Source organism: Rhodococcus sp. P3_B8 (genome assembly GCF_056402775.1).
Genome location: NZ_JBFUGT010000056.1, coordinates 26912 through 36555 on the forward strand (window position 1 = coordinate 26912; position 9644 = coordinate 36555).

At 65.5% G+C, this 9644-nt stretch carries 9 protein-coding genes and 1 tRNA gene; 6 read left to right on the forward strand and 4 right to left on the reverse strand.

The annotated features are described in order from the left end of the window. Nucleotides 1-66 precede the first annotated feature (66 nt). Nucleotides 67-1029: an alpha/beta hydrolase gene (locus AC1D1G_RS19425; protein ID WP_477953300.1), complete on the forward strand. Its 963-nt coding sequence runs from the start codon at nucleotides 67-69 to the stop codon at nucleotides 1027-1029. A 58-nt stretch (nucleotides 1030-1087) separates the two neighbouring features. Then, complete coding sequence (locus AC1D1G_RS19430) at nucleotides 1088-1906, forward strand: dioxygenase family protein (protein WP_477953302.1); 819 nt, start codon at nucleotides 1088-1090, stop codon at nucleotides 1904-1906. An 85-nt stretch (nucleotides 1907-1991) separates the two neighbouring features. On the opposite strand, the gene AC1D1G_RS19435 is transcribed toward AC1D1G_RS19430, so the two are convergent. Next, nucleotides 1992-2243: a winged helix-turn-helix transcriptional regulator gene (locus AC1D1G_RS19435; protein WP_477953304.1), complete on the reverse strand. Its 252-nt coding sequence runs from the start codon at nucleotides 2241-2243 to the stop codon at nucleotides 1992-1994. 173 nt (nucleotides 2244-2416) lie between these two features. On the opposite strand from AC1D1G_RS19435, the gene AC1D1G_RS19440 reads away from it, so the two are divergent. Further along, nucleotides 2417-2884 carry an ester cyclase gene (locus AC1D1G_RS19440; protein WP_477953306.1) on the forward strand — a complete coding sequence of 156 codons (468 nt, stop codon included), beginning with the start codon at nucleotides 2417-2419 and terminating at the stop codon, nucleotides 2882-2884. 315 nt (nucleotides 2885-3199) lie between these two features. Next, the gene (locus tag AC1D1G_RS19445; protein WP_477953308.1) at nucleotides 3200-4042 is read left to right on the forward strand and encodes an alpha/beta fold hydrolase; all 843 of its coding nucleotides are present in this window, start codon (nucleotides 3200-3202) and stop codon (nucleotides 4040-4042) included. A 42-nt stretch (nucleotides 4043-4084) separates the two neighbouring features. Here the strand turns inward: AC1D1G_RS19445 and AC1D1G_RS19450 are convergent, their stop codons facing one another. After that, nucleotides 4085-4762 carry a winged helix-turn-helix transcriptional regulator gene (locus AC1D1G_RS19450; protein ID WP_477953310.1) on the reverse strand — a complete coding sequence of 226 codons (678 nt, stop codon included), beginning with the start codon at nucleotides 4760-4762 and terminating at the stop codon, nucleotides 4085-4087. Between the two features lie 52 nt (nucleotides 4763-4814). Here AC1D1G_RS19450 and AC1D1G_RS19455 point away from each other — a divergent pair, with 52 nt between their 5' ends. Continuing rightward, nucleotides 4815-6344, forward strand: coding sequence for an MFS transporter (locus tag AC1D1G_RS19455; RefSeq protein ID WP_477953312.1), 1530 nt, complete (start codon nucleotides 4815-4817; stop codon nucleotides 6342-6344). A gap of 484 nt (nucleotides 6345-6828) precedes the next feature. After that, nucleotides 6829-8310 (forward strand): hypothetical protein, encoded by a 1482-nt coding sequence (locus tag AC1D1G_RS19460; RefSeq protein ID WP_477953314.1) that lies wholly within the window; start codon nucleotides 6829-6831, stop codon nucleotides 8308-8310. 244 nt (nucleotides 8311-8554) lie between these two features. Here AC1D1G_RS19460 and AC1D1G_RS19465 read toward each other — a convergent pair. Together AC1D1G_RS19465 and AC1D1G_RS19470 are read right to left on the reverse strand one after the other, a co-directional pair. Beyond that, a tRNA-Gly gene (locus AC1D1G_RS19465) sits at nucleotides 8555-8628 on the reverse strand. A 96-nt stretch (nucleotides 8629-8724) separates the two neighbouring features. Next, nucleotides 8725-9549 carry an oxygenase MpaB family protein gene (locus AC1D1G_RS19470; protein WP_317567842.1) on the reverse strand — a complete coding sequence of 275 codons (825 nt, stop codon included), beginning with the start codon at nucleotides 9547-9549 and terminating at the stop codon, nucleotides 8725-8727. Nucleotides 9550-9644: the final 95 nt, after the last annotated feature.

Here is a 9644-nt window from a genome sequence, read left to right on the forward strand (position 1 = left end):
GCCGGGCCGGGCGGCGCCACATGCGTGCCGCCCGGCCCGCACTCACACACCTACAGGAGAAAACAGATGCCGATCGATGCCGCAGTACAGAACCTGCTCGATGGGTTGAACGCACAGGGCGTCCAGTCCTTCGAACACATGAGTGTCGCCGAGGCCCGTGCCACAGTCGCATCCTTCGTCGACCTGCAGTCCCCGCCGGAGCCCGTGGCACAGGTGATCGACACGACCTACCCCGGTCCCGCCGGGGACCAGAGCATTCGGCTGTACATTCCCGATGCCCCCGGACCGCTGCCGGTCGTGGCCTACTACCACGGCGGCGGTTTCGTCACAGGCGACCTCACCGTGACCGAGGAGCTGTGCCGGTCGCTCGCCAACGACGCCGGCGCCATCGTCGCCGCCGTGACCTATCGGCTCGCACCCGAGCACAAGTTCCCGGCCGCCACCGACGACACCTACGCGGCACTGTGCTGGATCGCGGAGAACGCCACCGGCTTCGGCGGCGACCCCACCCGCATTGCCGTGCACGGCGACAGCGCCGGCGGCAACCTGGCAGCAGTCGCCGCGTTACGCGCCCGAGACGAGAGCGGACCCGCCCTGACCTGTCAGGTGCTCACCTATCCTGTCATCGACCCACGCGCCGACACCGCGTCACGCACCGAATTCGGTGAGGGCTACATCATCACCGCCGCCGGACTCGACTGGTTCTGGAACCACTACCTGCGAACCGCCGAGGACGCCGACGATCCCCACGCCACACCGTCGAAGACACCCTCACTCGCCGGATTGCCCCCGGCCCTCATCCTGACCATGGAATACGAGGTCGCCCGCGACGAGGCCGAGGCCTACGGCGAGCAACTCGCCAACGCCGGTGTCCCGGCTGACATCATCCGCTTCGACGGGCTCGTGCACGGCGTGTACTGGACCTCCGGCGCGATACCCCGCGCCACCGAGATCCGTTCCGCGGTCGCCGAATACCTCAGAACGCAATTCGGCCGACAACCCGTCTCCGACCTCAGCGCCACCCGCTGACGGCATCCAACTCCCAGCCCGCGCACACGCCGCGCATCCACCGCCGAAAGGAACCACCATGCCCGACCGCGATGACGCCACCGCGTCCCGCATCCGCACCATTATCGAAGACCTCGAGCAACTACTGCTCGAGTTCATCCGCAAACAACAGATCACCCACTCCGAATACCGGGTGGCGACCGACCTGATCATCGATTCCATCAAAACCGGGGAGGAAACTCTGCTCTTCGACGTCTTCTTCGAGGCCGAGGCAACCGATGTCGGCAACATCGACCGCGCGGGAAGCCCCGAGGCCATCGAGGGCCCGTTCTACCTTCCCGGGGCGCCGATGCTGACCGGGCCGTTGCACGTGATGCCGCAGCGGGAGGACGAAAAGGGCGAGCCCCTGCTCTTCCACGGCATTGTGCTCGGCGCCGACGGCCAACCGCTCGCCGGGGTCGAGGTCGACCTCTGGCACGCCGACGTCGACGGGCTCTACTCCAACATCCACCCGAACACAACGGATTTCAATCTGCGCGGGCGCTTCACCACCGAGGACGACGGCACCTTCCGCGTGCTCACCATCCTCCCCCCTCCCTACGAAATCCCCAAGGACGGACCCACCGGAACGGTTCTGCGAGCACTCGGCCGGCACTTCTTCCGCCCGGCACACCTCCACGTCAAGCTGCGTCACCCCGACCACGAGGAAATGACCAGCCAGCTGTACTTCCAGGGAGGGGAGTACCTCGACGACGATGTCGCCAACGGCGTGCGAGAGGGTCTGGTGATCGCACTGCACACCGTCGACGACCCCGCCCGGCTCGCCGAGAATGGCCTGAACCGTCCGTACACCGACGCCCGCTACGACTTCGTACTCGTGTCGGCGAGCGCAGCGTGAAAGCCGACACAAACGACCCGATCTTGTGCCGGGCCAGGCCGGTGCCGGTGCGGTAGCGCTTCGACCACCGATCCGTGGGTCGGGTTCAGTCGATGTGGGGAAGGGGAAGGTCTTGCTCGGCCCAGGCGGCCATGGTGGCCAGCACGACCTCGAGTCGTGCGCCTGCGGGGGTGAGTTCGTACACCACGCGGGGTGGGATCTCCGCGTAGGCGGTGCGGGTCACCAGCCCTGTCTGTACGAATCGCTGTAGCCGCGAGGAGAGGGTCTTCGGGCTGATCCCCGGTAGCCCGGTGCGCAACTCGGTGAAGCGTTTCGGGCCGGTCAGCAAGTCACGCACGATCAGCGTCGCCCAGGGCCCCGTCCAGCACGGTCAGGAACCGGGCGACTGGACATTCGGGCAGGGTGTGCTCCGGATCACACATGCTATCCCCTTTAGTTCATTTGAGGGAACCGGTTCCATTGAGGAACTATAGCTGCCATCAGCCCCGCACCACAAAACTGGAGGACCTCATGACCAAGATCGGTACGGCCAACCCGGCAAGCGAGATGGTGCGCTCGGCCACGTCCACCGCGTTGCGGGTCGCCGCGCGCAACTTGGAGCTCTACGACACCGGTAACGTCGCCGGGGTGGACGAGGTGTTCGCCCCGGATCTGATCGATCACAACGCAGTTGCCGGCGCCGCCTCGGCGATCGACGGCATGCGAGCGCTGGTCGCCGCGGTGCGCGACGGGTTCACCGACACGCGGCACCGGATCCTGTTCCAGCAGGAGCTTTCCGGCGGTTGGGTGGTCATTCACTGGCAGATGACCGGGACCCACACCGGCGAAGCCTTCGGGTTCGCCGCCAGCGGCAACCCGGTCGCTATCAACGGCACCGACATCGTCCGCGTTGTCGACGGCAAGATCACCGAGATCTACCACGTCGAGGAACTGCTCAAATTGACCCAACAGATCAGCACCGGCCCCCAGCCAGCGTAAAGTTCGAGACCCGCGGCACCCCCTGCCCTGAGACCGAATCGGCAAACGCCGACGCGACGCTCCGCGTGCCGATTCGGGCACCGGGCCACGCTCGACAGAGGCGGATGCGCGTGTCCGACAACGGACAACTCGGAGTTGTCTGGCCGAGCTCGCCGGTCACACCCAGTACACCTGACGGTTGTTACCCCATCTGGGACGGGTGAGCCGGTGGCAGCCCGGCCTCGGACCCGCACCGCGACGTCATCCAGCGCGATGATGGGCTGACCTGCCGTCACGAGAGGAACTGAAATGAAGCATCGAGGGTCGACACCCGGCATGACCATCACAGGCGTCGACAGCCGCTATCTGGAGGCGATCTCCGGGGCAGGCCCCGGTTCGGGTCGCTTGCGCTTTCTGCACGGCGGAACAGGGTCACCAGTTGTGTTGCTGCACACGGTGAGAACCCAGGCCGAGCACTTTCAGGGTTTGATACCCCTGCTCCTGACCGACCATTCCGTCTTCGCGCTCGACCTGCCCGGAATGGGGCATTCGGACATCGAGCCGGGAGCCTCGTACGAGGAACCTGCGCTGCGCAGTGCGGTGATCAGACTGATCGAGCAGCTCGACCTGCAGAACGTGACATTGATCGGGGAATCCATGGGCGCGGTGCTCGCCCTCACTGTGGCGGTATCGGTACCGGACCGCGTTCGGCGGGTTATCGCGGTCAACGCGTACGACTATGCGGGGGGAATCGCAAGATCCAGTGCTCTCGCTCGGGTCATCGTGTCGAGCGTCATTGCGCCCGGTGTGGGCCCGGCGATCGCGAGGATCGAACCCCGGCCCATCCTGCGGACGATCCTGCGCGGAGGGCTCGTCGAGAAGTCCTGTCTGACGGACGAGTATCTCGATGAACTTCTCGAGGTCGGTCGCCGCCCCGGCTACCCTGTGGTCGCGCGCGCCGTGTACGCCAATCTGCCGAGCCTCATCGCCGCCAGGCGGCTCTACACACAACTGTCCGTCCCCGTGCATCTCGTTTACGGGGAGGATGACTGGTCGCGCATGTCAGACCGTGAAAACAACAGGCGGTTGCTACCGGATGCTTCGTTCACGCAGGTACCCGGGGCTGGGCATTTCCTCACCCTGGAGAAGCCGGAGGTTGTTGCGGCGCTCGTCCGATGATGCTCGGGCCGAGTGCGACCGCACGGGGTGGGCAGAAGGAGATCAAGCTGGGAGGTCGGCCGGGTCGTGGCCTGCGGTAAGCGCCGTGGACGTCAACTCGGATAGGCGACGGAGCGCATCCGCGCTGCCGGTGATCCTGGCCGGTGTATCGGCACAACCGCCGGAGAGCAGGGCGAAAACCTGCTCGGACGTCCCCGCGATGGTGACCTCTGCTGACTCGTCGCTGTTCGTCACCGAGGCGCGTACCCCGGTCGGACCGGAGACGAGCAGGAGGCTGTCGCCGTCCGCGTCGATACGTGCGGTGAGGGTCGGGAAGCGTGCCTGGGTCGGGAGCGCGGCCGCCTCCGGGTACAGCGCCATGATCGCGAACACCAACCATCGCCCTCTATTGTGGTCGTCGCCCGCGCCGGCCGCCATCAGCGGCGCCCCCCACCGCGCAAGTTCCACCAAGGATCTCTGCAACCCGAGCCCCCACTCGGTCAGGAAGTAGACGCGCGCCGATACCGGAGCGGGCTCCTCGGATGAGGCGACGACCCCCGTTTCCTCGAGCGTTCGAAGCCGTTGTGCCAGCAGGTTCGTGGCGATGCCGGGTAACGCCCTAGTCAGGTCCGAGTACCTGCTCGGGCCGATGAGAAGCTCCCGAACAATCAACATCGTCCATCGGTCACCGATGACATCCAACGCTCGCGCCAGCGCGCAGAACTCCCCGTACGACTTCATGCCTCCAGCTTACACTTGACAATTTCATCTTTGTGCTTGAAATAATAAAGTGGTGACTACGATCCTGCAGCAGCGCCGAACATCCCGCGTACCAGTCCTCGTTGTGCTGTGCGCAGCGACCTTGGCCATCAGCCTCGCCACCACCGCGATCAACGTGGCATTACCCTCGCTCGCACTGGAGCTGCGCGCCGACAATCGCGAACTTCAATGGATCGTCGACGCCTACAACTTGCTGTTCGCCACGTTCGTCCTGGCATTCGGCAGCCTCAGTGACCGCTACGGCCGGAAGGGCGCGCTGATCCTCGGGCTGTCCATCTTCGCCGGTGGTGCCGTCGGAGCGTCGTTCGCCGACAGCTCGGGCCAACTGATCGCCTGGCAGGCTGTCATGGGCCTCGGTGCAGCGTTCGTCTATCCGACGACACTGTCGATCCTGTCCAACGTGTTCACCGAACGCGCCGAGAAGGCCAAGGCCATCGGAATCTGGGGAGCTACCACGGGAGTCGGTGTGGCGGGTGGTCCGATCCTTGGAGGCTGGCTGCTCGAACACTTCTGGTGGGGAAGTGTCTTTCTCGCTCTCGCCCTCGGCGCTGTCGTCGCGATCGGTGCAGCAGTCGTCGTGGTGACCACTTCTCGTGATCCCGGCACGCCACGCATCGACTTCGGCGGGCTGATTCTGTCCGTGCTCGCAGTAGGCACTCTGGTCTACACCATCATCGAAGCGCCGGAGCACGGATGGGGCAGCACCGCCACGCTCGTCGGATTCACCCTCGCCGCCGGCCTGTTCCTCGCCTTGGTGCGCTGGGAGCGCAGCCACGACGACCCCATGATCGACGTGTCGTTGTTCGCGAACCTGCGGTTCACCGCGGCGAGCGCGTCGGTGACCTTCGCCTACTTCGCCCTGTTCGGCTTCATCTTTTTGATCTCGCAGTACTTCCAGCTGGTGCGCGGCTTCGGCCCGCTCGACACGGGTCTGAAGTTCATTCCCGTCGCGGTGTCGATCGCGGTCGGTTCGGTTCTCGGGACCATTCTTGCTGTCCGACTGGGCAACAAGCTCATCGTCACGGTCGGGCTCGTGCTCTTCACGTCGGCGTTCCTGTGGATCTCCACGCTCAGTGAAGCGACGAGCTACCTGGAGATCGCCGGCCAGATGATCCCACTGGGACTGGGGCTGGGACTGACCTCCGCACCGGCGACGGAAGCGATCATGGGTGCCGTCCCGCGGGAGAAGGCGGGTATCGGATCAGGCATGAACGACGCCACGAGAGAAGTCGGTGGAACTCTCGGCGTAGCCGTCATCGGCAGTGTCTACGCGTCCTTGTACGCCTCGACATTCGCCGCCTCCGACACGGCACAGGTTCTGCCCGACGACGTGAAGTCTGTGGTGCAGGATTCCGTGGGCGGCGCCGTCATCGCCTCCGAGCAGATTCGCGCCGCCGGTGACCCGGGCACCGCCGCCGCGGTGATCGACGCCGCCAACACGGCCTTCCTCGACGGGCTGGCCGCCGGTGCCTACGTCGCGGCAGCCGTCACGGCAGTCGGGGCCATCATCGCCGCGGTCTTCCTCCCGTCGCGGCCGAAGTGACGACGGCGATGCGGGGTGCGCCTCGTGCTGTTTATCTCTATCGGAGTTGAATCTTCATGATCAGGGGAGCAGTGGACAGGACAAGGAGAGGGGGGTGGCCTGTGGTCCTGGAAACAGGCCAGCCCCCTCTGCGGCGTAGTCAAGAACGGCCGGCGGCCGGAACACGTCGGCCTCATCCGGATAAGCACCTTCCAGCCCCAGCTCATGCCTCGGGGCATGGGCTGGGGCTGGAACGTATTGCTGTAAGAATGATAGATAGCCCTTATCCTGGATCCACCGGTTCGACTGAGCTCCTGAGGTGTCATAACGTCGAAATAGCTTGTCGTGGTGGCGGAATCGTCCCTGCCTTCTAGCTGGTGCCGCCCACGTTGATGTGAGGTGCTCTGGGCGCCGTGACAACTGAGGTGAGGAAGTCGCCGGGGATGTGCGGGGGCGAGGATGTGACGGTTCCGGACTCGCGCGGTGGCCTTTGAGGAGTGCAACGATGTCCGGGCCGGCATCGATCACTGGACGGGTCAAGCCGTGCTGGGCGCAGATGGCTGCCGCCGGCGCGCAACGCCGGGAGGTGGGACTGCCCGTCGAGATCAGCTACAAGAGCGTCAACGACGCGCTGCGGCGGTTGATGAAGGCGTGCCGGTCGCCGCGCCATTCGGAGTGGGGCGAGCGCCGTTTCGCGCAGGCACTGCTCGATGCCTCGTTGTGGTGTTTCCCGCCGACCAGGACCGTGGCCCTGGATTCGACCGACATCTCGACGTGGGCGCGGGTGCGGCACCGCAAACCGCTCGTCGACGCCGACCCCGACTCGCCYCCTCCACCCGATCATCCGCTCGCGCCACCGGATCCGAATCATCCGCATGCCCGCCGCCGCGGCCATCACCTCCCGGATGCCCCGGTCGGCGCGGACGGCCGCTACATCTACACGGCCGACATTGACGCCCGGATGGGATGGCGCAGTCCGGAGTTCGAGGAAACGATGTTCTTCTGCGGGTTCGATCTGCACGTGGTCACCGATGTTGTATCGGCGCCCGGCCAACTACCGGTGGTGCACGTCGCGCGGTCGATGAACCTTTCGCCGGCGGGGTCGAACAAGGGAGTCAGCGGCCTGCCCGCTGTTGAGGCGCTCGGCGACCGCATCGGCAAGCCGCGCCAGCTCATCGCCGACCGCGCCTACAACTTCGTCACCGACGACAAGTTCGCGATCCCGGTCTGGCGGCTGGGCTACACGACCATCTACGACCTGCACCCGTACCAACGCGGGACGCACCCGGGACCCGACGGCAAACACGCGATATGGATCGACGGCACCCTGTACTCGGCGAGCCTGCCAGAGGGACTCGAGGAGATCGACCCGATCGACGTCGACATGAAGGACGAGGCGCGTGCGCGGATCGAGCGACGTCACCAGGCGCGGCAGGCCTACGCCTTCGTCCCGCACGGGGCCCGGCGCCCCGACGGGTCCCGCCGGTACCGCGGGCCTGCCGTCCATCCTGCCCGGGTTCGCTGCCCGAACAACCCGATCTCGATGCGCGCACCGCAGAGCGTGCCGACGACCTCCTGCACACCCGGCACGGAATGCGGGTGCGGGCGCACCATTACGTTGAACGACTCGGACTACCCGGGTATGCGGATGCCGTGCCAGCACGGCACCCTCGCCTGGGAGGCGTCCTATCACCGCAGGGTCGGCATCGAGAGCGTGTTCGCCGACCTGAAGCAGAACCGGATGTCAATGCATCGTGGGTTCTTCCGCGGCTTCGGGATCCGCCGCTACACCCTGCTCGCCGGGTTCGCCCTCGCTGCGTTGAACCTGCTGATCCTGCACGACGCGGCCACCCGCCGCGGAACGCTCGACTGTTGGGGCTGGTTCCTCGGCGAACCGGAACCCGAGCGCACACCACGCCGGCGGCCTCGCATCAATCGAGCCACCACGTGTCACACAGAGTTGTCGTCCACCCGTCCAGGCAGATAGCTACCCCGCCCCGGCAACGGTATCCACGGATCCCGGTAGCCGACCTCGCCTGTCCGTCGAAAATGACCCACTATCAGGCACGGGTTCGCCAGAAACACGGCTCCCACCGCGCCGAACGGGTCGCAGATTGGCCGGAGAACCGCTCGAGACGGACGCAAAAGGGTCGAATCCGCAGAAACTGGGTCCGAGTCCGATCGCGGGCTCAATAGGTGAACACAACACGGCCTAATGGGTGAACACCCCGTGGAGCCGATGACGGGAATCGAACCCGCGTATTCAGCTTGGGAAGCTGATGTTCTGCCATTGAACTACATCGGCGCGCACGATATTGGGCGCCCGTAGGCAGGCCCAACACCCTGCGGCGGAAACATTATCAGATGGTGATCCGGACTACCCGGGCGCACACGCGGTGTGTCATACGAGGGGTTTGCCGGCCTTCATTCGGCGTCGCAGATCGAACATGAGCAGGTTGTAGGGGAACTCCCGGATGGGGACGGGGATGCGCCTGCTGACGGTGCCGATGGTGCGCAGGGTCCGGTCGAAGCGCTGCTGATCCTTGTCGGTCCATGTCAGGTGCATTTCGTCGCGGAACTGCTGGGGCAGGAAGCCGTTGGTGAAGAACATGTTGAGCCGGCCGAACAGGCGGGAGACGATGGCGGGCAGGAATTCGAGGCGTGCGATGGAGAGGACGTGTTCGCGGATGGTGTCGTCGATCGACACTTTGTCGAGGGCTTTGTTCCAGTACTCGTCGAACGCGATGCGGTCTTCGGGCCACATCTCCGGGGGTACCTGGAGGGTGGTGCCGAACGTGGCGCCTTCCTTGTAGAAGAACTCGGCGGCGGCGGGGGAGAGGTCGCCGTGCAGGGCGCGGTTGACGTCCTCGAATCCGCGGTAGATGCAGGCGGCCACCCACAGCTGCAGTTCGGGATCGAATGCGTTGTATTGCACGGGGCTGTCGGGGGTGGAGCGCACCTTGGCGTGGGCGCGGTTGACGCCCTTGCGGAAGGCCGCCTTCTCCTCGTCGGTGCCGCGGGCCGCCACCACGAGGTAGGTCAGCGTGGTGCGGGTCCGTTTGATCGGATGCCTGAACAGCTGGCCGCTCTCGACCTTGCTCTCGTATACGCCGTATCCGACCCCGGGATGGGCGAGCTGCATGATGATGTTCGCGGCGCCTGCCAGTAGTCCGGCGCCGTCCATGACCTGATCGAGACGGTCCGGTACTTCGAGTGACGTCGACATTTGTGTTCCCTCTCCCCACCACGGATTCGCTATCTGAACACGACCGTACTCACATATATGTCCGCCGTCCAGAGTCCGGTGGAAAGATGGTCCGC